This window comes from Pseudomonas sp. Snoq117.2, from assembly GCF_900110545.1.
Classification (GTDB): Bacteria; Pseudomonadota; Gammaproteobacteria; order Pseudomonadales; family Pseudomonadaceae; genus Chryseomonas; species Chryseomonas benzopyrenica.
The window spans coordinates 361,776-388,527 of record NZ_FOED01000005.1; the positions used below are offsets into that span (position 1 = coordinate 361,776).

The following is a 26,752-nucleotide window of genomic DNA, read 5'->3' on the forward strand; positions in this document are numbered from 1 at the left end:
TCCGCCATGAGCCAAGCAGTCACCCCCGCCTTTGCCGAAGAGCCGCTCGAAGCCAGCGAGATCCGCGTCCTCGGCAGCCTCATCGAAAAGCAGCTGACCACGCCGGAAAGCTATCCCCTGACCCTCAATGCCCTGGTGCTGGCCTGCAACCAGAAGACCAGCCGCGAGCCGGTGCTCAACCTCACCCCGGGCGACGTGGGGCAGGGGTTGCGGCGTCTGGAAGAGCGCGGCCTGGCGCGCCTGGTCATGGGCAGCCGTGCGGATCGCTGGGAGCAGCGGTTGGACAAGGCCCTGGAGCTACCGCCGCCCCAGTGGGTGCTCTGCGCGCTGCTGTTCCTGCGGGGCCCCCAGACCCTGGGTGAGCTCCTTGCCCGCAGCGGTCGGATGCATGCCTTCGACGATACCGAGCAGGTGCGCCACCACCTGGAGCGCCTGATCGCTCGCGGTCTGGCCACCGGCCTGGGTCGGCAACCCGGTCAGCGTGAAGAGCGCTATCTGCATCTGTTCGGCCATGTGGCGGAACGCGATGCCCAGGTCGCCCAGCTCGGGAGCGCCGCCGAAGGCAGTCCGTCCGCAAGCGGACGCGAAGGCCGACTGGAGGCACTGGAAGCCCGGGTCGTCGCCCTGGAAGAGCGCCTGGCGCGGCTGGAGGAGGCCGCTCAGCGCGGATAGAGCGGCGGCAGGGTATCGTGCACGGCCGCGGGCGTCAGCGGCGGCAGGGCATTGATCGCCTGCCACAGCGTCTCGCCCTGCCAGCGCTGACCGGCTTCGCTGTAAAGCGCCCCATTGAGATCGTCGAGGGCAGCGGCCAGGGGCTCGAATCGCGCGCCCATGGCCGCCAGGGTTTCCGGCTGCTGCCGCGCCCAGGCGTCCAGGGCGTGGCGGGTCACATGGGGATCGTTGCTTTGGCAGGCACGGCGCAGCTCTTCGCGCTGCAGGCGACTGTCGAGATCGGGGGCCGTCGGCAGGACCGCTGGCTGGCGGCGGGCGCGCCACCAGAGGCCGAAGCCGAGCAGCGTGGTCAAGGCGAAGAAGGCCGTCGCCAACTGCCAGCGCCAGAGTCCCTTGGCATTGACGCTGGCCTGGGGAGCGACCGGAGCCGCTACGGGCTGCAGGGTCGGATCCTCGGCGACCACCAGCGGCTGAGCGGGCAGGGTGGCGCGTTCGAGGGTATCGGTCTCGGTGTTCCACCAGACCACCTCCACCGGCGGCAGGACCTTGTCCCCCGTGGACGTGGGTATCAGGGCGACCCGTTCCTCGCGCTGTCCGACCAGGCCGCGCGCCTGGGTCTGCAGGGACAGCCGCGGCTGCTCGGCATAGCGCTTCACGCCCTCGATATCGGGCAATACCAGCGGGGGCAGCTGACCGGGCGCCAGGCCTTCGGCACGCAGCTGCAGGGTGCGGGTCAGGGCGCTGCCTTCGCGGGCGTCTGCCGGCGCGGGATTCCATTGCTGCGTCAGGGTCAGGCTGCGCGCCGGCACCCAGGGGGTCTGCGGCGGATAGCTGGCCGGCTGCGGCAGGACTTCCAGGGTCAGCGCGGGGGTGCGTAACTGGATCGGCTGACCGGCACGGGAGCTGTCGTCGAGACCGCCGGCCAGGGTGGCGCTGAAGGTCTGGGGCGGCAGCACCAGGGTGCCGCTCTGCAGCGGATGGATGGCGTAGCGCCATTCGATCACGCCATGCCGTACCCCCTCGACGTCGCGCTCGTAGACCTGCGGGGTGCCCAGCAGATCCACGCGCGCCTCGCTGGGGTTGGGCGGGGTGAGCACATGGTCGTCATAGAGCGCCACGGCGTGGTAGAGGCGGATGGTCAGGATGGTTTCCGCCTGCACATAGAGCCGGGTGCGCTCCACTGCGGCTTCCAGATAGACCGGTTCGCGGGCTTGGCGCTTGGCGGCAGTGGCCTCCACGGTGACGGTCAGCGGCTGGCTGCGGGCGCCGCCCAGGGTCAGGGCGGGAATGGTCAGGGCGCCGCTGGCCTTGGGTTGCAGGGTCACGTTCCAGCGGGTGGTCACCCGCTCGCCGGGCGGCAGGCTGTTCTGTCGCACCCCGAGTACCCGGAAGTCCTGGTCCAGTGGGCCGAGATCGGGCTTGCCGAACTGGGCGGGATCGGTGGTCTCGAGAATGAGTTCCAGGGTCTCGTTCTGACTGAGCTGACTACGCTCCAGGCGCGCACTGAGATCCGCCGCCTGGACCAGGGGCGCGAGCAGCATGAGGGGCAGCAGCAACGGATGGGACTTCATTGCAGCGCGTTCTCCTCGCGTTGTTGTTGCTGGTACCAGAACTTGCGGCGCAGCAACTCGGCCGGGTTGTCGGGAATCTCTCGCAGCCATTGCTCGGCGGCCTGACGCTGTTCTTCCGCCAGGGGATCTTCGGCATAGGCCGGCGCGACGAGCCAGTCCGCGCCGGCCTGGGCCTGCTGCTGCGGACTGGCCGCAGCGGTCGCCGTGGACGGCGAGGTACTGCTGCTGGCCGGCTCGTCCGCCTGGGCGCTGCTCTGGCTGGCGTTCTGCGCCTTGCGACTGCGGGCGGCGGCCTCGGCCTGGGCCGCGGCGCGCTGGGCGAGCAGGCGTTCGAGACGGTTGCGATTACGCAGGGCAGCGGTCAGATCGGGGCGCAACACCAGCGCCGCCCGGTAGGCGCGCAGAGCCTCTTCCAGGCGTCCGGCCATGGCCAGGGCATTGCCGCGATTGTAGTGGCCGTCCGCCGACGGATCCCGGGCGAAGGCCGCGGCGGCGCCGCTGAAGTCGCCCGCGCGATAGCGTGCCACGCCGCGCCAGCGCTCGTCGGTGAAGAGGTCGGCGGCCGCCGCGGGCTGGTCGTCGGCCAGCAGCTGCAGGGCCTGTTGATCGCGGCGCAACCAGAGGTCGTCCCAGCTGCCGGCTTGGGCGGGAGGCGGCGTCAGCAACAGGCAGAAGGGCAGGCACAGCAACCAGCCGCGGCGTGCACCGCAGGCGACCAGAAGCAGTAGGGGCAGGAGCAGCAGGTAGCCCTGGTCGCGCCAGTCCGAGGGGCCCTGGCCATCGCCGGCCCGCACAGCGTCGGGGCGTTCCAGCAGACCGAGGCGACGCAGGTCGCTGTCGTCGCGCTGCAGACGTTGATAGCGCCCGCCCAGCTCGCGGGCGACGCCCTGCAGGTGGCCTTCGTTCAGTCGAGCGATGCGGATGCCGCCGGCGGCGTCGCTCAGGTAGTTGCCGGTCTCGGCTGCCACCGGGGCGCCCTGAGGCGTACCCGGACCGAGGATCGCCAGCTGGCGCAGCCGACCTTGCAACTGACGCTCGATCCCCTGCCGTTCGCGGTCATCCAGGTCGCTGGCGATGAGCAGCAGTCGGGCGCTGGCACTGGGGGCCGGGCCGAGCAACTCCAGGGCCTGGGCGATGCCCAGGTCGGCGCGCTGGCCTGGCACCGGCATGATCGACGGCCGCAGCGCCTTGAGCAGATTGTCCATGGTCGGCAGATCGTCGGTCAGGGGTACCAGAGTGTGAGCGCTGCCGGCATAGACGACGAAGGCGGTCTCGCCGTCCTGGCGCGCCTTGAGCAGGTCCTGCAACTTGCGCTGCACCGCCAGCAGGCGATTGGGGGTGACGTCGGTGGCGAGCAGGTCGGGCGTCAGCGCCAGCACCACCACCAGCGGATCGTTGCGGCGAAAGTTCTGCTGTTCGCCCTGCTGCCAGCTGGGGCCGGCCAGGGCCAGGCAGGCCAGCAGGCCGGCCAGACCCAGCAGCACCAGGCCGAGGGGCGAGCGCTGGCGCTCGCTGTCGCTGAGCAGCCAGGGTTGCAGCGCCGGCGGCAGCAGCGCCTGCCAGCGCCCGTGGCGATGGCGGCGCTGGCGAAGTGACCAGATCACCAGAGCGACCGGCAGCAGCGCCAGCAGCCACCAGGGACGCAGGAACAGCGGCAGCCAGTCGTTCATGTGGCCTTGCCTCCGCGCCGCCAGCGCCGTGGCCACGGCAGGCGGCCAAGGGCCAGGGCCAGGCCGAGCAGCAACGCCCCGGCCAGCGGCCAGGCATAGAGCTCGCGGGTGGGACGGGCCTGGTCCGGCTGCTGGCGGATGGGTTCGAGACGGTCGAGCTGGTGCGACACGGCGGCCAGTTCGGCGCTGGATCTCACCCGGAAGTAGGCGCCGTTGGTGACCTCGGCGAGGTGCCGCAGCATGGGTTCGTCAAGGTCGCTGGGCGTCGTGCCGGCACCCAGGGTATCCGGGTCGGCGCCGATGCCCAGGGTATAGACGCGCACCCGCTCGCTGGCCGCCAGGCTGGCTGCCACCGCGGGCGTCAGCACGCCGCCGTTGCTGGCCCCGTCGGTGACCAGGATCAGGGTGCGGCTGTTGTCCGGGCGCTTACGCAGGTGCTTGACCGCCAGGCCCACGGCGTCGCCCACCGCCGTGTTGCGCCCCGCGAGTCCGATCTGGGCTTCTTCGAGGAGGGCATGCACCGTGCGCCGGTCGGCGGTCAGGGGCGCCTGCAGATAGGCCTGGGAACCGAACAGGATCAGCCCGACGCGATCGCCCTGGCGGCTGTCGATGAAGCGGCCAAGCAATTGCTTGACCAGGCTCAGGCGGCTGACGCTCTCGTCGCCCAGCTGCATGTCCGGGGTGTCCATCGAGCCGGAGACATCCACCGCCAGCAGCAGGTCGCGACCGCTCACGTCCAGCGGCTGGGGCGGTCCCACCCATTGCGGCCGGGCCGCCGCGCCCAGGATCAGCAGCCAGCCCAGCAGAAAGGGCAGCAGACGGCGGGCGCCGCCCAGGCCGCCGGTATGGCGGGTGCGCCCGCCGAGGTGTTCGAGTTCACCGAGGAATTCCACACGCAGGGCCGCCTGGCCGCTGTCGGCCGCCGGCAGGAGTACGCGCAGCAGCCAGGGCAGCGGCAGCAGCAGCCACAACCAGGGCCATGCGAATTCAAACATGCTTGCGGATCCAGGTGGCGACGGCGTCCTGCAGGCCGTCGATGGCGCGGTCGTCCAGCCGGCAATCCGGGCGATAGCCGCCATCGACCAGGATCATGTAGCGCGTCAGACCGGCCGCCGGACAGCGCGAATCGAGAAAGGCCAGCCAGTCGCGCCCGCTCAGGGTCTGGCTGAGCTGATCCGGATAGCTGGCCCGGCAAAGGCGCTTGAGCAGGGCGTTCAGGGCCTGCAACCAGGGCCCGGCCGGAGCACCATAGGGGCGCGGCAGCCGCGCCAGCTCGGCCAGGGCGGTGGTGCGCAGGTCCTCTTCGGTAGTCGGCTCGACGAGGGGCGCGCTGACCAGGGGCCGCCGACCATGGCGGTGACGCAGAAAGAAGCCCAGCGCTACCACGACCAATACCAGCAGCCACCAGCCCGGCGCCGGTGGCCAGAAGGCCGGTTCCGGCGGCAGCCGTAGCGGCTCCAGACTTGGCAGCCCGGGCGTCACGAGGTGTACCCCGGACGGTGCTGGCGCAAGAGATGCCGCAACTGCTCGATCAGGTCGTCCGCGGTGGACAGCGGCAGCAGCGGAATGCCCAGCCGCAGACTGAGTTCCGTCCAGCGTTCGCGGCGCTGGGCGGCCTGCTCGGCATAGCCCTGGCGGACGTCGGCGCGGTCGGTATCCAATTCCACTTCCGCCTGGCCACTGGCGAAGCGCAGCAGACCGGCCTGGGGTAGTTCGTGATCCAGAGGATCGGAAAGCGGCAGCAGGACCAGGTCACTGTGCCGCGAGAGCAGGGTGAGATGCTGCTCGGTGGCCACGTCCAGGCTGCGCTCGTCGCAGATCACCAGCGCCAGGCTGCCGGGGCGCAGCACCTCACGGGCGCGGCGCAGCACCTGGTTGAAGGTAATGCGCGGCACCTGGGCCAGGGCCGGATCCTGCAGCGCCCGATTGGCGTTGATCAGGTGATCGAAGAAGCGCAGCAGATTCTGCTTGCTGCGCCGTGGGCGGACCTCGTGCAGGCGTTCGCCGCCAAAGATCATGCCGCCGATGCGGTCGTTGTGCTCCAGCACCGCCCAGCCGATCAGCGCGGCCAGGCGTCCGGCCAGCACCGACTTGAATTGCCGGCGGGTGCCGAAGAAGGTGCGCGGACTCTGCTCCAGCAGCAGATAGACCGGCCGCTCGCGCTCTTCGTGGAAAAGCTTGGTATGGGGTTCCCGGGTGCGGGCGGTGACGCGCCAGTCGATGGCCCGTACGTCGTCACCGGGCTGATAGGCCCGTACCTGGTCGAAGTCCACGCCGCGACCGCGCAGGCGCGAATGGTGCAGGCCGATCAGCGGGCTGCGCCGTCCGGCGGCGGAAAACAGCTGCACCTCGACCACCCGGTGGCGCATCTCGATGAGCTCGGCCAGGCCCAGGGTCACGCCGTCGCGCTCGGGCATCTCAGGCCACGGCTACCAGATCGAGGATGCGTTGCACCACCCGGTCATGGTCGATGCCGGCGGCCTCCGCCTCGAAGGACAGGATGACGCGATGACGGAGGACGTCGAACACTACCGCCTGGATGTCCTCCGGGCTGACGAAGTCCCGCCCGGCCAGCCAGGCATGGGCGCGGGCGCAGCGATCCAGGGCGATGGAGCCGCGCGGACTGGCGCCATAGGTGATCCAGTGCGCCAAGTCCTGGTCGAAACGGCCCGGGGTACGGGTCGCCATGATCAGCTGGACCAGGTACTCCTCCACGGCGTCGGCCATGTACAGACCGAGCACCTCGCGGCGCGCGGCGTTGATGGCCGCCTGGGTGACGCGCTCGGTCGGCAGGGTCTCGCCGTCCAGGGCTTCGCCACGGGCCTGGGCCAGGATGCGGCGCTCCACCGAGGCGTCGGGATAGCCGATCTTGACGTGCATCAGGAAGCGATCGAGCTGGGCCTCGGGCAGCGGATAGGTGCCTTCCTGCTCGATGGGGTTCTGGGTGGCCATCACCAGGAACAGGTCGGGCAGGGGATAGGAGGTGCGGCCGATGCTCACCTGGCGCTCGGCCATGGCTTCCAGCAGCGCCGACTGCACCTTGGCCGGCGCCCGGTTGATCTCGTCGGCCAGGACCAGGTTGTGGAAGATCGGGCCCTGCTGGAAGGAGAAGCTCGCCGTGTCGGGACGATAGATCTCGGTGCCGGTGATGTCGGCCGGCAGCAGGTCGGGGGTGAACTGGATGCGGTGGAAGTCCGCTTCCAGGCCTTCCGCCAGGTCCTTGATGGCCTTGGTCTTGGCCAGCCCCGGGGCGCCTTCCACCAACAGGTGACCATCCGCCAGGACTGCGATGAGCAGGCGCTCCACCAGGGTTTCCTGGCCGAGGATCTGGCTGGTCAGGTAGGTGCGAAGCACCTGCAGAGCGTCACGGTGAGCCATGGGGCATCCTGAATACGGCGCTGGAGCGGTCAAGGGTGCTGGATTTTACTGCAAGCGGCGGCTGCCGCCCATGCCTGCGCTGACGTCGCGTCCAGAGCAGCCCTTGACGAAATTTTGACGTGCTCCTGCTCAGGCTGGGCGACTGTCGACGCGGCAGAGGTCTCGCTTCGGCATGGCGCGGTGCGGCAAGACTGGCGTGCTACCGCTGGATGGTTAAACTCCCACGCCTACCGACCGCGCCCGAGGCCTCTGCGTGGCCGATCCCGAGCCGCTGGCCACCCGCCGCGAATCCCTGCTGCTTTTGACAAGGTGTTTTCATGTCGCAAACGGAAGTCCCCCAAACCCCGCGCGCCGCGGGCGCTCGCCCGCTGCCGACGCTGGGCAGCCACCTGAGCTTCGTCCTGGGCTGCGGCCTGGCGCTGCTGGTCATGTTCACCCTGCTGCGTCTGGCGCTGCTGGGCTACAACACCGATCTGATCGGTGAGTCGCCCTTCGCGACCTTTGCCGAAGCCTTCTTCAACGGCGCCCGCTTCGACCTGCGCCTGGTGGTCTATATCTGCGCCCCCTCGCTGTTCTGCCTGTTCAGCCTGAGAGCCATGGCCGCACGCCGGCTGCAGGCCGGCTGGTTCACCCTGGCCGCCAGCCTCTGCCTGTTGCTGGGCGTCGCCGAGCTAAACTTCTATCGGGAATTCCACCAGCGGCTGAATAGCCTGGTGTTCCAGTACCTGCAGGAGGACCTGCACACCGTCACCAGCATGATCTGGAACGGTTTCCCGGTGGTGCGCCTGCTGCTGGCCTGGGCGGTGGCGACCCTGCTGCTGGGCCTGGTGTTCTTTGGCATCGAACGAGCCACCCGGCGCCATGCCGTGCTGCGACCGGCCGCCTGGTACCGCCGGGGTGCGGTGTTCATGCTCTGCCTGGTGGTGGCCGTCATCGCCGCCCGCGGCACCCTGAGATCCGGGCCGCCGCTGCGCTGGGGCGACGCCTATACCACCGATTCGATGTTCGCCAACCACCTCGGCCTGAACGGTACCCTGACCCTGATCGACGCCGCCGAGAACAGTTTTTCCGATCACCGCGACAACAGCTGGAAGGCCACCATGCCGGCCGCCGAGGCGCTGGCCACCACCCGGCAGCTGCTGCTGACCCCGCGCGATGAGCTGATCGACGCCGACAAGGCCGCCGTCCGCCGGATCTATACCCCGCCCGCCGACGGCCAGCTGCCCAAGGTGCGCAACGTGGTGGTGATCCTCATGGAAAGCATGGCCGGTCGCTACATCGGCGCCCTGGGCAATGAAGACGGCATCACGCCGAACTTCGACGCCCTGGCCAAGCAGGGCACCCTGTTCACCCGCTTCTTCTCCAACGGCACCCATACCCACCAGGGCATGTTCGCCACCATGGCCTGCTTCCCCAATCTGCCGGCCTTCGAGTATCTGATGCGCATGCCCGAGGGCGCGCACCAGTTCTCCGGCCTGCCGCAGCTGCTCAGTACCCGTGGCTTCGACGACGTCTACGTCTACAACGGCAACTTCCAGTGGGACAACCAGTCCGGCTTCTTCAGCAACCAGGGCATGACCCGGTTCGTCGGGCGCGAGGACTTCGTCAATCCGGTGTTCATGGATCCAACCTGGGGTGTCTCCGACCAGGACATGTTCGATCGCTCGGTGCAGGAACTGGACAAGCTGGCCAAGGCGCCGGACGGCAAGCCCTTCTATGCGCTCTTGCAGACCCTGTCCAACCACACCCCCTATGCGCTGCCCAAGGACCTGCCGGTCGCGCCGGTCACTGGCCACGGCTCGCTCGACGAGCACCTGACCGCCATGCGCTACGCCGACTGGTCGTTAGGTCAGTTCTTCGCCAAGGTCCAGCACGAGCCCTGGTACCAGGACACCCTGTTCGTCATCCTCGGCGACCATGGCTTCGGCAACAACGAGCAGATCACCGAGATGGACCTGTCGCGCTTCAACGTGCCACTGCTGCTGATCGGTCCGGGCGTGCAGGACACCTTTGGTGCCCGTCGAGACACCGTGGGCAGTCAGATCGACGTGGTGCCCACCGTGCTGGCGCGCTTCGGCAAGCCGACTCAGCACCAGTGCTGGGGCCGTGACCTGCTGGGCTTGCCCCAGGGCGATCAGGGCGTGGCGGTGATCAAGCCCTCGGGCAGCGACCAGACCGTGGCCCTGGTCACCGGCGATCGCATCCTGGTCAAGCCACGCGATCGTGACGCCGTGCTCTATCGTTACCACCTGGGCACCCAGGCCGGTGGCGAGGTGCTCAAGGGCGATGCCAGCGCGCCCGAGCTGCAGAAGCGCCTGGAGGCCTTTATCCAGACCGCCACCGCCAGCCTGCTCGGCAACACCACCGGCATGAACGACAGCAAGGCCGCCGCCGCCCAGCGGCAGTAACCCTTGCCCATGAAAAAGGCCGCCCGCGGGCGGCCTTTTCTTTGGTCGGCAGAAGTCAGGCGGCGATGACCACGTCTTCGGCCTGCAGGCCCTTGTCCCGCTGGATCACCGAGAACTCCACGCGCTGGCCTTCCATCAGCACCCGATGACCTTCGCCGCGGATCGCGCGGAAGTGCACGAAGATGTCGTCGCCGGTGTCGCGGGAGATGAAGCCGAAGCCCTTGGAGGTGTTGAACCACTTCACCGTGCCGCGCTCGCGGTCATCGGCCAGCGGCCGTGCCGGGATCGCTGCGGCCGCTACGGGGCGCGCCGCCGGGCGAGGACGAGCCTCCGCATCGAGCGCGGGCGCATTGCCGGCCGGGATGCGAAACTTTTCCGGCAGACTGGCCAGGGCGGCGACCAGGGTCAGACCCAGGGGCAGCAGCTCGGCCGGCAGCCCGCCGATCTGCTCCAAGGGCGCCAGCAGGATAAAGGTTTGGGCCACGACGGCGATCACCAGCAGGGCGCTGGCGAGTTTCTGGGCGCCACTGCTGCGGCTGCGGGAGAAGGGTGTGAAGAGGAGGGTGGCAAGACCCAGCAGGGCCAGGTGGATGGACTCGGGTTGATCGAAGGACGAGGTGTCGGACTGCAGTCCGGGAATCGCCGATAACAGGAGCGCAGCAGCGCCCACCACGACATGGACAGTAGATAACGTGTTCAATGTGAAATCACCTTGGGATAGAGAACACGGGTCTGCCGAAACTGCCGAAACAGTGCTCGACAGCGGCGTGACCCGGCGCTAGGTGCGCGTCCTTATTAAACCCAAAAGGTGAAGGCCACTCAATCGTGGCACCGTCGCAGGTCCGCGCCTGCGACGGTGCCCGGACTCAGGCGGCGAGCAGGCTGCGCAGCATCCAGGCGGTCTTCTCGTGGGTCTGCATGCGCTGGGTCAGCAGATCGGCGGTGGGCTCGTCGTTGACCTTGTCCAGCAGCGGGAAGATGCCCCGCGCGGTGCGCACCACGGCTTCCTGACCCTGCACCAGCAGGCGGATCATCGCCTCGGCGTCCGGTACGCCTTCCTCTTCCTTGATGCTCGACAGGCGCGCATAGGCGGCGTAGGTGCCCGGTGCCGGGAAGCCCAGGGCGCGGATGCGCTCGGCGATGTCGTCCACCGCCACGGCCAGTTCGGTGTACTGCGTCTCGAACATGAGGTGCAGGGTGTTGAACATCGGCCCGGTCACGTTCCAGTGGAAGTTATGGGTCTTCAGATAGAGGGTGTAGGTGTCGGCCAGCAGGCGCGACAGGCCCTCGGCGATCTGGGCGCGATCCTGTTCGGCGATGCCGATGTTGATTTCCATGCTGATGGCTCCTGTGCGGCGGTTACGAAAGGCTCCGAGGCTATCACAGAACCGCTGGCCGTTTAGCCAGTGTTGGCATGTCGAGCTGCGTGCCCGGCTACGGTAAAATCGTGGCGGATGATATAGAATCTCCCGTTCAGTCGAGCGCCCGGTCTTGCTGGCCCGGCGCCTCCACGCATTCAGCCTGTTCTAGAGAAGCGAAACCACGACCATGATGCGCAGCCACTATTGCGGCCAGTTGAACGAGAGCCTGGACGGCCAGGAAATCACCCTCTGCGGTTGGGTCCACCGCCGCCGTGACCACGGCGGGGTCATCTTCCTCGACATCCGCGATCGCGAAGGCCTGGCCCAGGTGGTGTTCGATCCGGATCGCGCCGAAACCTTCGCCAAGGCCGACCGCGTGCGCAGCGAATACGTGGTCAAGCTCACCGGCAAGGTACGCCTGCGTCCCGAGGGCGCGCGCAACGCCAACATGGCGTCCGGTGCCATCGAGGTGCTGGGCTATGAGCTGGAAGTGCTCAACGAAGCGGAGACCCCGCCGTTCCCGCTCAACGAATACACCGACGTCGGTGAAGAGACCCGCCTGCGCTATCGCTTCATCGACCTGCGTCGTCCGGAGATGGCCGAGAAGCTGAAGCTGCGTTCGCGCATCACCTCCAGCATCCGCCGCTACCTGGACGAAAACGGTTTCCTCGACGTGGAAACCCCGATCCTGACCCGTGCTACCCCCGAGGGTGCCCGCGACTATTTGGTGCCCAGCCGCACCCATCCCGGCAGCTTCTTCGCCCTGCCGCAGTCGCCCCAGCTGTTCAAGCAGCTGCTGATGGTCGCCGGCTTCGACCGCTACTATCAGATCGCCAAGTGCTTCCGTGACGAAGACCTGCGCGCCGACCGCCAGCCGGAATTCACTCAGATCGACATCGAGACCAGCTTCCTCGATGAAAAAGACATCATGGACATCACCGAGACCATGGTGCGCAACCTGTTCAAGGAAGTGCTGGACGTCGAATTCGGTACGCTGCCGCACATGACCCTGGCCGAAGCCATGCGTCGCTTCGGTTCCGACAAGCCGGACCTGCGCATTCCGCTGGAACTGGTGGACGTGGAAGACCAGCTCAAGGACGTCGACTTCAAGGTCTTCGCCGGTCCGGCCAACGATCCCAAGTGCCGCGTCGCCGCGCTGCGGGTACCGGGCGGGGCGAGCATGCCGCGCAAGCAGATCGACGACTACACCAAGTTCGTCGGCATCTACGGCGCCAAGGGCCTGGCCTACATCAAGGTCAACGAGCGCGCCGCTGGCGTCGAGGGTCTGCAGTCGCCCATCGTCAAGAACATCCCGCTGGACAACATCAACGTCATCCTCGACCGCGTCGGCGCGGTGGATGGCGACATCGTGTTCTTTGGCGCGGACAAGACCAAGATCGTCTCCGAAGCCCTGGGCGCGCTGCGCATCAAGCTCGGTCACGACCTCAACCTGCTGACCTGCCAGTGGGCGCCGCTGTGGGTGGTCGACTTCCCGATGTTCGAGGAAAACGACGATGGCAGCCTGACCGCCATGCACCACCCCTTCACCTCGCCCAAGTGCAGCCCGCAAGAGCTCAAGGCCAACCCCGGTGCCGCGCTGTCGCGCGCCTACGACATGGTGCTCAACGGCACCGAACTGGGCGGCGGTTCCATTCGTATCCACGACAAGAAGATGCAGCAAGCCGTCTTCGAGGTGCTGGGGATCAGCGAAGCGGAACAGGAAGAGAAGTTCGGCTTCCTGCTGGACGCCCTGAAGTTCGGCGCACCGCCCCATGGCGGCCTGGCCTTCGGCCTGGATCGTCTGGTGATGCTGATGACCGGCGCCTCGTCGATTCGTGAAGTCATCGCCTTCCCGAAGACCCAGAGCGCGGCCGACGTCATGACCCAGGCGCCCGGCGCCGTCGACGCCAAGGCCCTGCGCGAGCTGCACATCCGCCTGCGCGAGCAGGCCAAGGCGGAATAAGCCTTACCGGAGGAGGGCGCCCAAGTCGGCGCCCTCCGTTTCCCTTTTTCATTGCGTCGCGGCCCTCGCGGCCGGCGCAGTCTTCGTCAAGACATTGGAGTAGCTTATGGCCGGTCATTCCAAATGGGCCAACATCAAGCATCGCAAAGAACGCCAGGATGCCAAGAAAGGCAAGATCTTCACCAAGATCATCCGTGAGCTGACCGTGGCCGCGCGCCAGGGCGGCGGCGTTCCAGCCGACAACCCCCGTCTGCGCCTGGCGGTGGACAAGGCGCTCACCGCCAACATGACCCGCGACACCATCGACCGGGCCATCGCCCGTGGCGTGGGCGCCGGCGAAGGCGAGAACGTCGAGGAACTGACCTATGAAGGCTACGCCCCGAGCGGCGTCGCCATCATCGTCGAAGCCATGACCGACAACCGCAACCGTACCGCGGCCGAAGTCCGCCATGCCTTCAACAAGTGCGGTGGCAACCTGGGTACCGACGGCTCGGTCGCCTATCTGTTCGAGCGCAAGGGCCAGATCAGCTACGCCCCTGGCCTGGACGAAGACGCCCTGATGGAAGCCGCGCTGGAAGCGGGTGCCGATGACGTGGTGGCCAACGACGATGGCTCCATCGACGTCTTCACCAGCTTCGCCGACTTCATCGCCGTCAACGAAGCCCTGACCGCCGCCGGCTACAAGGCCGACGAAGCCGAGGTGACCATGATCCCCTCGACCTCCGCGACCCTGGATCTGGATACCGCGCAGAAGGTGCTCAAGCTGATCGACATGCTCGAAGACCTGGACGACGTGCAGAACGTCTATTCCAATGCCGACATCCCCGACGACGTCATGGCGCAGCTCGGCTGATGTCCCTCTACGAGCGCCTGCCGCCCGATGCGCCCGGCACCCTGGTGCTGGGCATCGACCCGGGCTCGCGGCTGACCGGCTTTGGCGTGGTGCGCGACACTGGGCGGGGCTGCGAGTACGTGGCCTCCGGCTGCATCCGCACCGGTAACGGTCCGTTGCCTGAGCGGTTGCAGATCGTCTATCGCGGTGTGCGCGACGTCATCGCCCAATACGGGCCGGTCACCATGGGCATCGAGCAGGTGTTCATGGCGCGCAACGCCGACTCGGCGCTCAAGCTGGGTCAGGCTCGGGGCGCGGCCATCGTCGCTGGCGCCGAGGGTGGCCTGGAGATCTCCGAATACACCGCGAGCCAGGTCAAGCAGGCCGTGGTCGGCAACGGCGGAGCGGACAAGCAGCAGGTGATGCTGATGGTCATGCACCTGCTGCGGCTGACCGAAAAGCCCCAGATCGACGCCTCCGACGCCCTCGCCATCGCCCTGTGCCATGCCCATACCCGGCAGAGCCTGGTCCCCCATGGCCTGCTGGCGACTCGCCGCCGCGGCGGCCGGCTGCGTCTCTAGCTTCATCCGCTCAAACATCTCGCTCCAGAAGTAGGAAGGTATCCCTGTGATCGGTCGTCTACGTGGCACCCTGGCGGAAAAGCAGCCGCCCCATCTCCTGCTCGACGTGGGCGGAGTCGGCTACGAGGTCGAAGTGCCCATGACGACCCTTTATCGGCTGCCGGCCCAGGGCGAGGTCGTCACATTGCATACCCACCTCGTGGTACGGGAAGATGCGCACCTGCTGTACGGGTTTGGCGAAAAACGCGAGCGAGAGCTGTTTCGTGAGCTGATCCGACTCAATGGTGTCGGCCCCAAGCTGGCCCTGGCGTTGATGTCCAGTCTCGAGGTGGATGAATTGGTTCGTTGTGTTCAGGCCCAGGACACCTCTGTCCTGGTCAAGGTGCCGGGAGTGGGCAAGAAGACCGCCGAACGCCTGCTGGTCGAGCTCAAGGACCGCTTCAAGGCCTGGGAAAATCTGCCGACCATCGCGCCTCTGGTTCTGCCGAACCAGGCCGCCGGCGCCGCCAGCGCCGAGGCCGATGCGGTCAGCGCCCTGGTCGCCCTGGGCTTCAAGCCCCAGGAAGCCAGTCGCGCCGTCGCTGCCGTGGAAGGGGAAGACCTTTCCAGCGAGGAACTCATCCGTCGCGCCCTGAAGGGCATGGTCTGATCCCATGATAGAAACCGATCGCCTGATCTCGGCTGGTGGCCGCGACCGAGAGGAATTCCAGGATCGCGCCATCCGTCCGGTGCGCCTGGCCGACTACATCGGCCAGCCGGTGGTGCGCGATCAGATGGGCCTGTTCATCCAGGCGGCCAAGGGCCGGGGCGAGGCCCTCGACCATACCCTGATCTTCGGCCCACCCGGCCTGGGCAAGACCACCCTGGCCAACATCATCGCCCAGGAAATGCAGGTTTCCCTCAAGAGCACCTCAGGCCCCGTGCTGGAGCGCCCGGGCGATCTCGCGGCGCTGCTGACCAACCTGGAAGCGGGCGATGTGCTCTTCATCGACGAGATCCATCGGCTCTCGCCCATCGTCGAGGAGGTGCTCTATCCGGCGATGGAGGACTACCAGCTCGACATCATGATCGGCGAGGGTCCGGCGGCGCGCTCCATCAAGCTGGATCTGCCGCCCTTCACCCTGGTTGGGGCGACCACCCGTGCCGGCATGCTGACCAACCCGCTGCGTGACCGCTTCGGGATCGTCCAGCGCCTGGAGTTCTACGGCACCGCGGACCTGGCCACCATCGTCACGCGTTCGGCCGGCATCCTGGGCCTCGCCATCGAAGCCGAAGGGGCGATGGAGATCGCCCGCCGGGCACGGGGCACGCCGCGGATCGCCAACCGCCTGCTGCGGCGGGTACGGGACTTCGCCGAGGTCCGCGGGCAGGGCCATATCAGCCACGACATCGCCAGTCGTGCCCTCGACCTGCTGGACGTCGATGCCCAGGGCTTCGATCACCAGGATCGCCGTCTGCTGCTGACCATGATCGACAAGTTCGACGGCGGCCCGGTGGGGGTGGATAGCCTGGCGGCAGCCATCAGCGAAGAGCGTCACACCATCGAAGACGTGCTGGAACCCTATTTGATCCAGCAAGGCTATATCATGCGCACGCCGCGCGGGCGGGTGGTGACCCGGCATGCCTATCTGCACTTCGGACTCAACCTGCCGACGCGTCTGGCCCAGGGCGGTACGCCCGATCTGTTCGAGGTCAATGGTAACTAAATGCAGTTGCGAACATTTCTGATTGGCAACGGCGAGGCTAGGTTCTAGAGTATGCACGCGCAATCGCGGAGCCCGTCGCCGTCCGTCCTCAGGTGTCGTGTCTACTACGAAGACACCGATGCCGGCGGCATCGTCTACTACGTCAACTACCTCAAGTTCATGGAACGCGCCCGCACCGAGCGACTGCGCGCGCTGGGCTATGCCCAGTCCGAACTCGCCCGGGACGGTCTGCTCTTTGTCGTCCACAGCAGCGAAGCGCGCTACCATGCGCCCGCGCGCCTGGATGACGAACTGCTGATCGGCGCCGAGGTGGTCGAGGCGAAGCGCGCCAGCCTTAGGTTTTACCAAGAGGTGCGGCGGGCAGAAGACGAGGTCCTGCTCTGTGAAGGGTGGGTGACGGTCGCCTGCGTGCGTGCTGACAGCTTCAGGCCCCGGGCGATCCCGACGGCCATGCGAACGGTTCTTGCCGGAAATCCGGCGTCAATTCAATCAGGAGATTAAGCGTGCAACCCAACGTCGACCATATGTCCATGTGGAGCCTCGTCGCCAATGCCAGTCTGGTAGTGCAACTGGTGATGCTCATCCTGGTCGCAGCCTCTGTCACGTCCTGGATCATGATCATCCAGCGCGGCAATGCCATGCGTGCCGCCAAGCGTTCCCTGGATGCCTTCGAAGAAAAATTCTGGTCGGGCATCGATCTGTCCAAGCTGTATCGCCAGGCCGGCAGCAACCCCGACCCGGACTCCGGCGTCGAGCAGATCTTCCGCGCCGGCTTCAAGGAGTTCTCCCGCCTGCGTCAGCAGCCCGGCGTGGATCCCGATGCCGTGATGGAGGGTGTCTCGCGCGCCATGCGCGTCGCCATCTCCCGTGAGGAAGAGAAGCTCGAGCAGGCCCTGCCGTTCCTGGCCACCGTCGGTTCCACCAGCCCCTACGTGGGTCTGTTTGGTACCGTCTGGGGCATCATGAATTCCTTCCGTGGCCTGTCCACGGCGCAGCAGGCGACCCTGGCCACCGTGGCGCCCGGCATCGCCGAGGCCCTGATCGCCACCGCCATCGGTCTGTTCGCCGCCATTCCCGCCGTCGTGGCCTACAACCGCTTCGCCGCCCGTTCGGAAATGCTGATCAACCGCTACTACACCTTTGCGGACGAGTTCCAGGCCATCCTGCACCGCAAAGTCCACGCCAGCGACGAATAAAGAGGTATCCCATGGTTCCTCGCCGCCAGAAACGCAAGCCCGTCGCCGAGATGAACGTGGTGCCCTACATCGACGTGATGTTGGTGCTCCTCGTCATCTTCATGGTGACGGCGCCCATGCTCAATCAGGGCGTCAAGGTCGACCTGCCCAAGGTCGACAGTCAGGCCCTGCCGCAAGACAACGACAAGCAGATCCTCACCGTCTCGGTGAAGTCCGACGGTACCTACTACTGGAACGTCGGGTCCGAGGTGGATACCGATCAGAAGGCCAAGTCCGAGACCGCCGTGTCGCTGCCGCAACTGAGTCAGCAGGTCGGTGCCATCATGCGTCAGCGTGCTGACACCCAGGTGTTCATCCGCGGTGACAAGGCCGCCAACTATGGTGTCGTCGCCGGTGCCATGGGTGCTTTGCAACAGGCCGGCGTGCCCAACGTCGGGTTGATTACCGAGGCGCCTTGATGCGACACCGCGAGCGTTCGTCGTCCGAAAGTTATTTCTGGCCGGTCATCTGGGCAGTCGCCCTGCATGTGCTGATTTTCGGCCTGCTGTTTGTCAGCTTCGCCTTTACCCCTGAATTGCCCCAGTCGCGCCCGGTGGTTCAAGCGACCCTGGTCCAGCTCAAGTCGAAGAGCTCGGCGCAGGTCCAGACCGAGCAAAAGTTGGCAGGGGAGGCGAAGAAGACCGCGGCCAAACAGTACGAGCAGGAGCAGCTGGAGCAGCGTCGCGAGCAGCAGGAAGCCCAGCGTGAAGCGGCGGCGGCCAAGGCGGCTCAGCAACAGAAGGAAGCCCAGCACCAGGCCGCGGAACAAAAGAAAGCCGACGACGCTCGAAAGGCGCAGCAAGCGGAAGCGGCGGCCAAGGCCGCCGAGGCCAAGGCTGAGGCCGAGAAACAGTCCGAGGCCGCCAAGGCGGCTGCGGAAGCCAAGCAGGCTGCCGAGCAGAAGAAGCAGGCGGACATCGCCAAGAAGAAAGCCGACGAAGCCGCCAAGCAGAAGGCGGCCGACGAAGCGGCCAAGAAAACGGCGGCAGAAGCGGCCAAGCAGAAATCGGCGGAAGAAGCCAAGCAGAAGGCCGCAGCCGAGGCTGCCAAGAAGGAAGCGGCAGCGGAAGCGGCGAAGAAGAAAGCGGCTGACGACGCCAAGAAGAAGGCTGCCCAGGCAGCTGCACGCAAGGCGGCAGAAGACAAGAAGGCTCAGGCGCTGGCGGAGCTGTTGTCCGATGATACCCAGCGGCAGCAGGCCCTGGCCGAAGAGCAGGGCGACGAGGTGGCATCGAGCTTCGATGACCTGATCGTGCGTCTGGTCAGCGAGCAGTGGACGCGTCCGCAATCGGCGCGCAACGGCATGAGCGTCGAAGTGCAGATCAACATGCTGCCGGATGGGACCATCACCAGCGCGACGGTGACCCGTTCTAGTGGCAACAAGGAATTCGATAATTCAGCGGTATCGGCCGTGCGTAACGTCGGTCGTATCCGTGAGCTGCAGCAGCTGGATCGCAAGACCTTCGATCAGCTGTACCGTCAGCGCCGCATGATCTTCAAACCGGAGGACCTGAGTCTGTGAACACCCTGATCCGTTACATTCTGCTGGGCCTGGTCCTGGTGGTGGGCTCCGCCCAGGCGGCCGATCCGCTGGTGATTTCCAGCGGTAGTGATCGCGCCATCCCGATCGCCGTCGTGCCATTCGGGTGGCAGGGTGGTCAGCCACTGCCGGAAGATCTGGCCAACATCGTCAGCGACGACATGCGCAATTCTGGGGTGTTCTCGCCGATTCCGCGCCAGAACATGCTGAGCCAGCCGAGCCAGGCCAGCGAGGTGATCTTCCGCGACTGGAAGGCCCTGGGCGCCAACTATGTGCTGGTGGGCAACGTCGTGCCCAACGGTGGTCGACTGCAGATCAGCTACGCTCTGTTCAACGTGTCCACCGAACAGCAGGTCCTGACCGGCAATGTCGGCGGCAGCACCGATCAGCTGCGCGACATGGCGCATTTCATCTCCGACCAGGCCTATGAAAAGCTGACCGGGGTGAAAGGTGCATTCTCCACGCGCATCCTCTATGTGACCGCCGAGCGCTTCTCCGCGACCAACACCCGCTATACCCTGCAGCGCGCCGACTATGACGGTGCCCGCTCGGTGACCCTGCTGCAATCGCGCGAACCCATCCTGTCGCCGCGTTTCGCGCCGGACGGCAAGCGCATCGCCTACGTCTCCTTCGAGCAACAGCGTCCGCGCATCTTCCTGCAGTACATCGATACCGGTCGTCGCGAGCAGCTGACCAACTTCGAAGGTCTGAATGGCGCTCCGGCGTTCTCGCCCGATGGCAATCGTCTGGCCTTCGTGCTGTCCAAGGACGGCAACCCCGAGATCTATGTGATGGACCTGGGCTCCCGTGCCATTCGTCGTGTGACGAATGACTCCTCCATCGATACCGAGCCGTTCTGGGGCAAGGATGGTCAGACCATCTACTTCACCTCCGATCGCTCCGGCAAGCCGCAGATCTACAAGGCCAGCGTCAGTGGCGGGGGTGCTGAGCGCGTGACTTTCGTTGGCAACTACAACGCCAACCCGAAACTTTCGGCGGATGAAAAGACGCTGGTAATGGTGCATCGCCAGGAAGGTTTCACCAACTTCCAGATCGCTGCGCAAGACCTCCAGCGCGGCTCTGTGCGGGTACTTTCCAACACCAGCCTCAACGATTCGCCCACTGTTGCGCCCAATGGCACCATGCTAATCTACGCCACCCGCCAGCAGGACCGAGGCGTACTGATGCTTGTCTCCATCAATGGTCGCGTCCGGATTCCTCTTCCCACCGCCCAGGGTGACGTGCGCGAGCCTTCCTGGTCTCCTTACCTGAACTGACGGCTAATTAGAAAAGTCCTTAGAAACACCAACATTGCGGTTCTTTTAGGAGTTACATGATGGAAATGCTGAAATTCGGCAAGTTCGCTGCACTGGCTCTGGCCATGGCTGTCGCCGTGGGCTGTTCCTCCAAGGGCGGCGACGCCTCCGGTGAAGGCGCTGGTGCTGGCGCTGGCGCCGGTGCTGTCGACCCGAACGCTGGCTACGGTGCCAACGCCGGTGCCGTTGACGGCAGCATGGGCGATGAAGCCGCTCTGCGCGCCATCACCACCTTCTACTTCGAGTACGACAGCTCCGACCTGAAGCCGGAAGCCATGCGCGCTCTGGACGTTCACGCTCGCGACCTGAAGGCCAGCGGCCAGCGCGTCGTTCTGGAAGGTCATACCGACGAACGCGGTACCCGCGAGTACAACCTGGCGCTGGGCGAGCGTCGTGCCAAGGCCGTTCAGCGCTACCTGGTGCTGCAGGGCGTATCCCCGGCTCAGCTGGAGCTGGTGTCCTACGGTAAAGAGCGTCCGGTTGCCGTCGGTCACGACGAGTCTTCCTGGGCTCAGAACCGTCGCGTCGAGCTGAAGAAGTAATAAACGATGTCCAAGCGCCTGCAGTTCTTGATCGCCCTGACCCTTGGTGTACCGGTTGTCGCCGCGGCTCAGGTTCCCGTACAGGATGGTAGTTATGGTGTTGCCCAGTCCGCTGGGCAAGGCTATGGCAACGCAGGCGCGGCCAGTGCCGGAAACGGGGCTCCCGTTTCCGGCATGGGTCAACTGTTCATGCAGTTGCAACAGATGCAGGATGACATCGCTCGCCTGCGTGGCCAGGTCGAGGTTCAGGAAAACGAGATCCGCCAGCTCAAGCAGGAAGGATTGGATCGTTACCAGGATCTGGATGGTCGACTCTCCCAGCTTTCTTCCGCTCCTGCCAATGCAGGTGCCGGAGCCGCTGCAGGCGCCGCCCAGGGTGGCGCCATCGCGGCAAACAACGCGCCAACGCCGCCTGCTTCCGCGGGGGCACCGGCCGCCAGTAGCGAACCGGGTGATCCGGCGAAGGAAAAGCTGTACTACGACGCTGCCTTCGATCTGATCAAAGCCAAGGATTTCGACAAGGCCAGTCAGGCGTTCAACGCCTTTCTGCGCAAGTATCCCAATAGCCAGTATGCGGGCAACGCCCAGTACTGGCTGGGTGAAGTGAATCTGGCCAAGGGCGATCTGCAGGCCGCTGGCCAGGCATTCGCCAAGGTCAGCCAAGCCTATCCCACCAGCAACAAGGTGCCGGATTCGCTGTACAAACTGGGTGGCGTCGAGCAGAAGCTCGGCCGCACGGATCGGGCCAAGGGCATGTACCAGCAGGTCATCAGCCAATATCCCGGAACCTCCGCTGCGCAGCTGGCGCAGCGGGATCTGAAAAGCCTGCCCTAGCGCAGGCTTTTTTCTTCTATCTCCCGCAACGGAGGCGGATGGCCTGTTTAGCCGTCACGCCCGTGGCTTCTATGCAAAAAGATACCCTACGTCTTACCGAAATCTTCTATTCGCTCCAGGGTGAGGCCCGCACCGTCGGTCTTCCCACCGTCTTCGTCCGGCTCACCGGCTGCCCCCTGCGCTGCCAGTATTGCGATACGGCCTATGCCTTCACCGGTGGTGAGATCCATCATCTCGATGCCATCCTGGAGCAGGTCGCCAGCTACCGGCCACGCCATGTCTGTGTGACCGGTGGCGAGCCGCTGGCGCAGCCCAATTGCCTCAAGCTGCTCGAGCAGCTGTGTGATGCTGGCTACGAGGTATCCCTGGAAACCAGCGGTGCTCTGGATGTCAGTGGCGTGGACCTGCGCGTCAGCAAGGTCGTCGACCTCAAGACCCCGGGATCCGGGGAAATGGGGCGCAACCTCTACGCCAACATCGCTCATCTCACACCGAACGATCAGGTCAAGTTCGTCATCTGCTCGCGTGAAGACTACGACTGGGCGGTTTCCAAGCTGATCGAATATCGCCTGGATCAGCGGGCGGGGGAGGTGTGGTTCTCGCCCAGCCATGGCCAGGTGGTGCCGCGTGAGCTGGCGGAATGGATCGTGGCCGACAATCTGCCGGTGCGTTTCCAGTTGCAGCTGCACAAGATTCTCTGGAACGACGAGCCGGGACATTGAGCATGAGTCAGCCTAAAGCGGTCATCCTTCTTTCCGGCGGCCTGGATTCCGCCACCATCGTTGCCATGGCCAAGGCCCAGGGCTTCGCCTGCTACACCATGAGTTTCGACTACGGCCAGCGCCATCGCGCCGAACTGCAGGCCGCCGAGCGCGTAGCGCGTCAGCTGGGTGTCGTCGAGCATAAGGTGATCGGCCTGGATCTCAACGGGATCGGTGGCTCGGCCCTCACCGACCCGGACATCGCCGTGCCGGAGACGCCGGGCGAGGGCATCCCCGTTACCTATGTGCCGGCGCGCAACACCGTGTTCCTGTCGCTAGCCCTGGGTTGGGCCGAGGTGATCGGCGCTCGCCATCTCTTCATCGGGGTGAACGCGGTGGATTACTCCGGCTATCCGGATTGCCGGCCGGAGTTCGTCGAGGCCTTCGAGCGCCTGGCCAATCTCGCTACCAAGGCGGGTGTGGAAGGGGATACCTTCAGGATCGAAGCCCCGCTGCAGTACCTGTCCAAGGCGCAGATCGTCGAGACTGGTACCCGGCTGGGCGTGGACTACGGTCTGACCGTGTCCTGCTATCAGGCCAACGGCGAAGGCGAAGCCTGCGGCCGCTGCGACAGCTGCCGTCTGCGCGCCGAAGGCTTCAAGGCGGCCAAGATTTCCGACCCCACCCGCTACCAGTAAAAAAATTCATCTAGGGTGTTGATTCTCCTGAGAAAATCGCTAGAATGGCGGCCACTAACGGGTCGTTAGCTCAGTCGGTAGAGCAGTTGGCTTTTAACCAATTGGTCGTAGGTTCGAATCCTACACGACCCACCATCTTCACCCAGAACCCTCCTTGCGGAGGGTTTTGGCGTTTCTCGCAGCTAATACAAGCAGCCGTCTGTCGCGAAACATAGCTTCGCAATGAAGTGATGTCAAACCGCGATATGTCATGTCTATCGCGCTCTGGCACTGGCTTAGGCGGCTGGAAGGCATGCTATTACGGTCGTTCTCTATCGAAAGGACACGCGCACTCCTTGAGAGCTAGTTCTCAATTTCAGATGAACGGCCTTTTCGATGAGGTGAAGCGGAGCGCTTAGCCTGACTTGGCCCGAGCTTCGAATCGGCGTATCTGGGTACTGGTAACAGCCCCCGATCGCGAAGACCCATCGCTCTTTAGTAGCTGCTCTGTTTTTGAGAGCAACTGATCCAGTCCGCCTGATGCTAGGAGCTGACTCAGCTTTCTTACCTGTCGCGCCATCTCCTCTAGCCCTAAGGAGCCTTCAGCTTGCGTAGCTACGGTCTCCTGTTGCAGTGCTGCTTGCGCAATGCTTGGAGGTACGGGAGACCCTTCAGTAAGGTTCGAATGATGCTGGACCAGGTTCTTGCTGGTAGGAGGAGGGGGCGGTAGCGCGGGCACCTTCTGGTGCGCTGGTGATTTTGCAATGGCGGGAGCAGCTGCGCCGTAGTCAACGCGTGCGCGCTGCCGGTGCTTAGGTTTGGCTGCTTCAACCCTATCGTTCATCGCGTCCCGCATTACCTCATAGTCGGGCTCGATGTATTCCATCGTGGTCGCTAAGTTCGAATGGTTCAAAAGCTGCTTGGTGACGTGGATGTTTCGGTCAGGCTGACGCATCAGGTCGCTAGCCAGCGTGTGCCTGAAGCGGTGTGGCGTCATTCTCACGCCGGTCATGCCGATCAGCTTGGTGTACATCGACTCGACCTGGTTGTCGTTCATTTCAGTACGGCGGTAGTAGGCTGAGAAACGATTGACGTTGAATAGCTGATCCTGCGGTTCAAAACCGCACGAAGTCGCGGTGTCTATCAGACGGATTATGTGTGGGTAGAGTGCCGCAGGGATCGGTACCGCAAACTCACGGTGTGTCTTCTCAAGCTCCCCACGGATCACGATCAGATTCTCTTCCAGGTCAACGTCCTGTAAGCGTATGGAGAGCAGCGCATTCAGTCGTATGCCGGTCAGATGGAAGGTTTCGAACACTATCAGCCAGAACCAAGCTGGGGTAATTTTGGCTCTCTTTTGCTCTCTGCGTTCGTCTTGCTCCAGAAGAATCAGGATGTCTCGGGCCCGCTCGATCGCGCTTCGTGCCACTGTTTTCTTTCGTCGCTTCGGAGGGACCACGCTCGTTTTCTTAAACGGGTTACGGCGCAGATCCACGAAACCTTCGTCAATGCCAAACTCGGCAATAGTCTTGAGGTGGCTGCTGTAGGTATTCCAGCTGCGCTTACTGAGCCCGTCCTCGAGTAACCGCTTGCGCCACTCGATGACCTGCTCTCGATCCAACAACTCAATCGCGACATTTCCGAAATGACGGACGAAAGCTCGGGTTGCCGCCCGATAGATTTTTTCGGTGGCAGGCCGAAAATCGCTAAGTACGATGAATTTTTCGGTGAGCTCAAACACAGGCAGATTCATTCTCCTGCCTCCGCGGCTTGCAGCCGGACGCTAGGATTGTCGAACACGGGCTGAGTGAAAATCGCCGTGGGATCCTGCAGGAGATAGCCTTTGAGTGATTTGGATTTGCGGGGGCCGACTACCTCACAGGTCCATATGTTGAGGTTGTCTGCTGTCTTCCGATTGATCTTCAGCTTTTCAAATGCTCGCTGTACCAGTTGCCAGGCTTCTACCCCGCGGTCCTTGGCCTCTTTCTGGAGATGGGGGTGTTCCAGCGCGTAGCGCTTGAGCAATCCGGGGCTGACCAGAAATGCAGTGCCCTCCACTGTATGGATCAAGGCTTTGGCATCATTGATCACCAGCTTATGGGAGAGCACCCCATGGCGAGCCCAATCTACAAATGCTTGTCCCAGTCCTTCAGCACCGGTTACAGGTTTAACCGGTGCTGGCTGCACCTCACCGCTGGAGATCGTTTCCTGGGCGGAATCATCTCTCTCAAGTTGGACACTTGTTGAGGCTTCAGGAGGAGTGAGAAAGCCGAATAGATCATCGGCGAGGGCAAGGGTGTCGGCCATGGGATCAGAACTGCTCTGCAATGCGGATAACAGAGGCGTTTCGGTTGTGCCGGGAAAATCTGAAGGTGTGACATGCGTCACGACTTGTGATAGGTCTGACTTATGCTCCGTTGGCTCTGGGTCGGTACTTAACGCTACTTCCGGCGACACATTTTCTTCAGTTTGCTCCAGAGTTAGAGTCCCTGTGAAAGGTGCTGGACGTTCTGCAGGATCTGGCCAGATCAACGCGGGTGCGACCTTTAGAAGCGTGAAGGTATTTTTCCAGCCGCGACCGGTGTCGATCGTAGCTTTCCAGATAGCTTTGTCCTGACCGTTTACCTGGATGATGGCCTGGTCTTGGATCAGGTTGAAAAAGGGAGCATTCGAGCTTGGAATGCCTTCAACACCCTGGGAAAGCATCAGTGCCCGCAACTGGTCTGAGGCAGGCTTGCTGACGAGCCATAGCGCATCCTGGGTCAGCCACCCATCCGACGGCCCATCTGGCTGGTTCAGCTTGAACTTCTCTATGACCAGGGTACGTAGCCCGTCGGCCAGCTGACGCTGGATCGTATTTTTCGGTGCCTCCATCGCGCGTTGCGGGTTGGCGCCAAGCTCTTGAGCGACACTCGCCTGGTCAGCCTGGACGATCATCTCTCCGAGTACGCCGGCATGCTGGTATTGCCCGGCCAAGACGAAGATCAGCGATGACCAGAGCTCACGATAGCCGCTGAGCCAGTCCAGTACGTGGGGCGGCAGCACCTGGAAATAGACGAGTGCTGAGGCAGCGCCATGAAGCTGGTAGTCGCGACCTTTGACGTATCTGAAGCGGTAGGGCTTCTCAATGCGACCGTGCCAGGGGTGCCATGGCTTGCCGTCTTCGAGGACGACCTCGATGTCGACGGCGATCTTGCCCAAGTCGTGGAGGAGGGCGCCGTAGGCTACCGCTGCTGACCATGCTTCGGCTTGGGCTGCTTGTGACTCAGGCGGTGCGCCGATGGGGAGGAGATAGTTCTGCCGGATCTTCAGTGCATAGGCGACGATCTCCAGGCCGTGGTCTAGCAGGCCCCCAGGGTAGGCGTGGTGGTGGTTTTCCGAAGCGGGGAGCTGCTGGACCAGGTCGGCGTAGCGTTCGAGGGGCGCGCGGTACAGCGAGGCGAATTGCTCGCGCGACAGCGACGTCCGCTGCCAGATGTTTTCGATGAGCTTCTGCCGGCGCGGGAGTGCCAGAAGATCCCTACCTGGGGACGGCTGTGTGAAACCTTGTTTGCCTGAGCCCGAAGGAGGGGATGGTGGGGCTTTCTTCCTGAAAAAGAGATCGAACATGGCATGCCCTTGGTGGTTCTTGGGCCTGCGTTGTCGATCAGCGAGGTCGGCCGGACAATGGTAAACCGCTATCACTACTCAGGAGGTTGAGCCGGCGGATGGCTACCATTGGAGAAGGTCAGGGCACCCTTTGCCCTCGCAGCCATGAAATGACCC

General features: G+C 64.7%; 26 protein-coding genes, 1 tRNA gene and 1 pseudogene. 17 read left to right on the forward strand and 11 right to left on the reverse strand.

Going from position 1 to position 26,752, the window contains the following annotated elements:
* Positions 1 to 6: 6 nt before the first annotated feature.
* Positions 7 to 672 (forward strand): YceH family protein, encoded by a 666-nt coding sequence (locus tag BMZ43_RS15665; RefSeq protein ID WP_093254855.1) that lies wholly within the window; start codon positions 7 to 9, stop codon positions 670 to 672.
* Here BMZ43_RS15665 and BMZ43_RS15670 read toward each other — a convergent pair.
* The 6 genes from BMZ43_RS15670 to BMZ43_RS15695 are packed head-to-tail and all read right to left on the reverse strand — an operon-like array spanning position 660 to position 7,291.
* The gene (locus BMZ43_RS15670; RefSeq protein ID WP_017642104.1) at positions 660 to 2,243 is read right to left on the reverse strand and encodes a BatD family protein; all 1,584 of its coding nucleotides are present in this window, start codon (positions 2,241 to 2,243) and stop codon (positions 660 to 662) included. The two genes, BMZ43_RS15665 and BMZ43_RS15670, sit on opposite strands and share 13 nt — an antisense overlap.
* Positions 2,240 to 3,913, reverse strand: a complete 1,674-nt coding sequence (locus BMZ43_RS15675; protein ID WP_017642105.1) for a tetratricopeptide repeat protein — start codon at positions 3,911 to 3,913, stop codon at positions 2,240 to 2,242. Before BMZ43_RS15675 ends, BMZ43_RS15670 begins: the two co-directional genes overlap by 4 nt.
* Positions 3,910 to 4,908: a VWA domain-containing protein gene (locus BMZ43_RS15680; protein WP_017642106.1), complete on the reverse strand. Its 999-nt coding sequence runs from the start codon at positions 4,906 to 4,908 to the stop codon at positions 3,910 to 3,912. The genes BMZ43_RS15675 and BMZ43_RS15680 overlap by 4 nt, the downstream gene beginning before the upstream one ends.
* On the reverse strand, positions 4,901 to 5,395 hold the full coding sequence (locus tag BMZ43_RS15685; RefSeq protein ID WP_064308313.1) for a DUF4381 domain-containing protein: 495 nt from the start codon (positions 5,393 to 5,395) through the stop codon (positions 4,901 to 4,903). Before BMZ43_RS15685 ends, BMZ43_RS15680 begins: the two co-directional genes overlap by 8 nt.
* Positions 5,392 to 6,330, reverse strand: coding sequence for a DUF58 domain-containing protein (locus BMZ43_RS15690; protein WP_064308312.1), 939 nt, complete (start codon positions 6,328 to 6,330; stop codon positions 5,392 to 5,394). The genes BMZ43_RS15685 and BMZ43_RS15690 overlap by 4 nt, the downstream gene beginning before the upstream one ends.
* A 1-nt stretch (position 6,331) precedes the next feature.
* A complete protein-coding gene (locus BMZ43_RS15695; RefSeq protein WP_017642109.1) occupies positions 6,332 to 7,291 on the reverse strand; it encodes an AAA family ATPase in 960 nt (319 codons plus the stop codon).
* Between the two features lie 317 nt (positions 7,292 to 7,608).
* On the opposite strand from BMZ43_RS15695, the gene BMZ43_RS15700 reads away from it, so the two are divergent.
* Positions 7,609 to 9,699: an LTA synthase family protein gene (locus tag BMZ43_RS15700; RefSeq protein WP_093254857.1), complete on the forward strand. Its 2,091-nt coding sequence runs from the start codon at positions 7,609 to 7,611 to the stop codon at positions 9,697 to 9,699.
* 55 nt (positions 9,700 to 9,754) lie between these two features.
* Here BMZ43_RS15700 and BMZ43_RS26920 read toward each other — a convergent pair whose 3' ends face one another.
* The 3 genes and pseudogenes from BMZ43_RS26920 to BMZ43_RS15710 form a co-directional block, all read right to left on the reverse strand.
* Positions 9,755 to 9,970 (reverse strand): cold shock domain-containing protein, encoded by a 216-nt coding sequence (locus BMZ43_RS26920; protein ID WP_160923550.1) that lies wholly within the window; start codon positions 9,968 to 9,970, stop codon positions 9,755 to 9,757.
* A gap of 120 nt (positions 9,971 to 10,090) precedes the next feature.
* A pseudogene (locus BMZ43_RS27080) lies at positions 10,091 to 10,399 on the reverse strand (cold shock domain-containing protein membrane protein); the annotation flags it as partial.
* 166 nt (positions 10,400 to 10,565) lie between these two features.
* Complete coding sequence (locus BMZ43_RS15710) at positions 10,566 to 11,036, reverse strand: Dps family protein (RefSeq protein ID WP_017642112.1); 471 nt, start codon at positions 11,034 to 11,036, stop codon at positions 10,566 to 10,568.
* Positions 11,037 to 11,247: 211 nt separating this feature from the next.
* Between BMZ43_RS15710 and aspS the strand changes: the two genes are divergently transcribed.
* The 15 genes from aspS (at position 11,248) to BMZ43_RS15785 (ending at position 23,143) form a co-directional block, all read left to right on the forward strand.
* On the forward strand, positions 11,248 to 13,023 hold the full coding sequence (gene aspS, locus BMZ43_RS15715) for an aspartate--tRNA ligase (RefSeq protein WP_017642113.1): 1,776 nt from the start codon (positions 11,248 to 11,250) through the stop codon (positions 13,021 to 13,023).
* 106 nt (positions 13,024 to 13,129) lie between these two features.
* Complete coding sequence (locus BMZ43_RS15720) at positions 13,130 to 13,876, forward strand: YebC/PmpR family DNA-binding transcriptional regulator (RefSeq protein ID WP_017642114.1); 747 nt, start codon at positions 13,130 to 13,132, stop codon at positions 13,874 to 13,876.
* Entirely contained in the window at positions 13,876 to 14,436 is a 561-nt protein-coding gene (gene ruvC / locus BMZ43_RS15725; RefSeq protein ID WP_007160336.1) for a crossover junction endodeoxyribonuclease RuvC, read from the forward strand. The genes BMZ43_RS15720 and ruvC overlap by 1 nt, the downstream gene beginning before the upstream one ends.
* Positions 14,437 to 14,482: 46 nt before the next feature.
* Positions 14,483 to 15,085 (forward strand): Holliday junction branch migration protein RuvA, encoded by a 603-nt coding sequence (gene ruvA / locus BMZ43_RS15730; RefSeq protein WP_017642115.1) that lies wholly within the window; start codon positions 14,483 to 14,485, stop codon positions 15,083 to 15,085.
* 4 nt (positions 15,086 to 15,089) lie between these two features.
* Positions 15,090 to 16,142, forward strand: coding sequence for a Holliday junction branch migration DNA helicase RuvB (ruvB, locus tag BMZ43_RS15735; protein WP_017642116.1), 1,053 nt, complete (start codon positions 15,090 to 15,092; stop codon positions 16,140 to 16,142).
* 51 nt (positions 16,143 to 16,193) lie between these two features.
* The gene (ybgC, locus tag BMZ43_RS15740; RefSeq protein ID WP_017642117.1) at positions 16,194 to 16,643 is read left to right on the forward strand and encodes a tol-pal system-associated acyl-CoA thioesterase; all 450 of its coding nucleotides are present in this window, start codon (positions 16,194 to 16,196) and stop codon (positions 16,641 to 16,643) included.
* A gap of 2 nt (positions 16,644 to 16,645) precedes the next feature.
* Entirely contained in the window at positions 16,646 to 17,338 is a 693-nt protein-coding gene (gene tolQ, locus BMZ43_RS15745) for a protein TolQ (protein ID WP_026083969.1), read from the forward strand.
* Positions 17,339 to 17,349: 11 nt separating this feature from the next.
* Positions 17,350 to 17,796, forward strand: a complete 447-nt coding sequence (gene tolR / locus BMZ43_RS15750; RefSeq protein ID WP_017642119.1) for a protein TolR — start codon at positions 17,350 to 17,352, stop codon at positions 17,794 to 17,796.
* Positions 17,793 to 18,899, forward strand: a complete 1,107-nt coding sequence (gene tolA, locus BMZ43_RS15755; RefSeq protein ID WP_026083970.1) for a cell envelope integrity protein TolA — start codon at positions 17,793 to 17,795, stop codon at positions 18,897 to 18,899. The genes tolR and tolA overlap by 4 nt, the downstream gene beginning before the upstream one ends.
* Positions 18,896 to 20,194, forward strand: coding sequence for a Tol-Pal system beta propeller repeat protein TolB (gene tolB / locus BMZ43_RS15760; protein ID WP_017642121.1), 1,299 nt, complete (start codon positions 18,896 to 18,898; stop codon positions 20,192 to 20,194). The genes tolA and tolB overlap by 4 nt, the downstream gene beginning before the upstream one ends.
* A gap of 59 nt (positions 20,195 to 20,253) precedes the next feature.
* On the forward strand, positions 20,254 to 20,775 hold the full coding sequence (pal, locus tag BMZ43_RS15765) for a peptidoglycan-associated lipoprotein Pal (protein ID WP_017642122.1): 522 nt from the start codon (positions 20,254 to 20,256) through the stop codon (positions 20,773 to 20,775).
* A 6-nt stretch (positions 20,776 to 20,781) separates the two neighbouring features.
* A complete protein-coding gene (gene ybgF / locus BMZ43_RS15770; protein WP_017642123.1) occupies positions 20,782 to 21,609 on the forward strand; it encodes a tol-pal system protein YbgF in 828 nt (275 codons plus the stop codon).
* 71 nt (positions 21,610 to 21,680) lie between these two features.
* Positions 21,681 to 22,331 (forward strand): 7-carboxy-7-deazaguanine synthase QueE, encoded by a 651-nt coding sequence (queE, locus tag BMZ43_RS15775; protein WP_017642124.1) that lies wholly within the window; start codon positions 21,681 to 21,683, stop codon positions 22,329 to 22,331.
* A gap of 2 nt (positions 22,332 to 22,333) precedes the next feature.
* Positions 22,334 to 23,008 carry a 7-cyano-7-deazaguanine synthase QueC gene (gene queC, locus BMZ43_RS15780; RefSeq protein ID WP_017642125.1) on the forward strand — a complete coding sequence of 225 codons (675 nt, stop codon included), beginning with the start codon at positions 22,334 to 22,336 and terminating at the stop codon, positions 23,006 to 23,008.
* A gap of 59 nt (positions 23,009 to 23,067) precedes the next feature.
* A tRNA-Lys gene (locus BMZ43_RS15785) sits at positions 23,068 to 23,143 on the forward strand.
* Positions 23,144 to 23,402: 259 nt separating this feature from the next.
* On the opposite strand, the gene xerC is transcribed toward BMZ43_RS15785, so the two are convergent.
* Both xerC and mobH read right to left on the reverse strand, forming a co-directional pair.
* Positions 23,403 to 24,740: a site-specific integrase gene (gene xerC, locus BMZ43_RS15790; RefSeq protein WP_058788597.1), complete on the reverse strand. Its 1,338-nt coding sequence runs from the start codon at positions 24,738 to 24,740 to the stop codon at positions 23,403 to 23,405.
* Positions 24,737 to 26,596, reverse strand: coding sequence for a MobH family relaxase (gene mobH, locus BMZ43_RS15795; protein ID WP_058788596.1), 1,860 nt, complete (start codon positions 26,594 to 26,596; stop codon positions 24,737 to 24,739). The genes xerC and mobH overlap by 4 nt, the downstream gene beginning before the upstream one ends.
* Between the last annotated feature and the right edge of the window lie 156 nt (positions 26,597 to 26,752).